A 1,001-nucleotide genomic window follows, 5' to 3' on the forward strand; every position below is an offset into this window, starting at 1 on the left:
AACCTAAAAGAGCAATAAAAAATATAAATATTAGTATCAATAATTCCATAAACAGTTTTCTATAATAGGCCCTAACGCCTCGCATATTAAACGTAGGTGATTTAAATAGCCTAACTTTCAATATTCCACTTAGCCAAAGCGTTGTATTTTGCTTTTATTTTATTTGTTTTAAATGCCAAATCAACGATTTGGCGGGCTGATTAAACGCTCAAATGTTTCATAAACCGCTGAGCCACCTATGTTTTATAATGCATTGTTAGCTGCTGCCATTTTTCAATTCAAAATTGTACCAACCATAGATATAGAAGTCATCACAATACCTATTATTAATGAGGTCACAACTAATTTTACAGAAATATTTTCAATTAAAATGAGGTCTTGGTGTAAAGTTTCTATATCAAGTTTGTCTGTTTTTATAACTTCCGTATTCGCAATAAAGTCTCCAATTCGTCGTTTTGGATTAACCAATATCATGAAAGCCTCCAAAGGCCAAATTAACATTGTCATATTCCGAAGCATACACTGCATTTGAGATGCATTCTGCTTTGTACTATTGTCTATTACTTTAAAGCCGAAAGTCCTTTTTCCTGCACTCATTCCTGAAGCAATGTCTTTATTAAGAGTCCCAAATAACAAAACTAACCAGGGTAGTAACATCACCATTAAATAAGTTGGAAAATATTCAATTTCAGGATATATAAACGCTTGAATTACAAAAAACAAAATCATAAAGAGTAAGAAAAATGGCATTATGATAGCCATACAAAACCATAAGTCACTAATCATTGATTTCATTCTCGAATTCAATATGGAAATAGGGAAGCTGTCTGCCTGTTTTAAATAACTCTTAGTGAAAAAGTTTAAAATCAATATTCTCGGTATTTTCATGGTCTATTTTAGTATTTGCGTTTTTTTGGTTGCAGCTAACGTCAGTCTGTCTAAAAACTAAAAGCAACTGATTTTTTGTTGCTTTACAGGCTATTTTTTAGCTTGTTTTAGGC

General features: G+C 31.6%; 1 protein-coding gene. It reads right to left on the reverse strand.

All coding sequences use genetic code 11. The features are described from left to right. Positions 1 to 273: 273 nt before the first annotated feature. Positions 274 to 795, reverse strand: coding sequence for an RDD family protein (locus tag ACT29I_RS25680; RefSeq protein ID WP_444794862.1), 522 nt, complete (start codon positions 793 to 795; stop codon positions 274 to 276). Positions 796 to 1,001: the final 206 nt, after the last annotated feature.

It is taken from the genome of Saccharicrinis sp. GN24d3 (genome assembly GCF_052400645.1).
Lineage (GTDB): Bacteria > Bacteroidota > Bacteroidia > Bacteroidales > Marinilabiliaceae > Saccharicrinis.

Excerpts from the sequence above, each read along its gene's own strand:
- ACT29I_RS25680 (WP_444794862.1), bottom strand. The coding sequence starts at position 795 with ATGAAATCAATGATTAGTGACTTATGGTTTTGTATGGCTATCATAATG.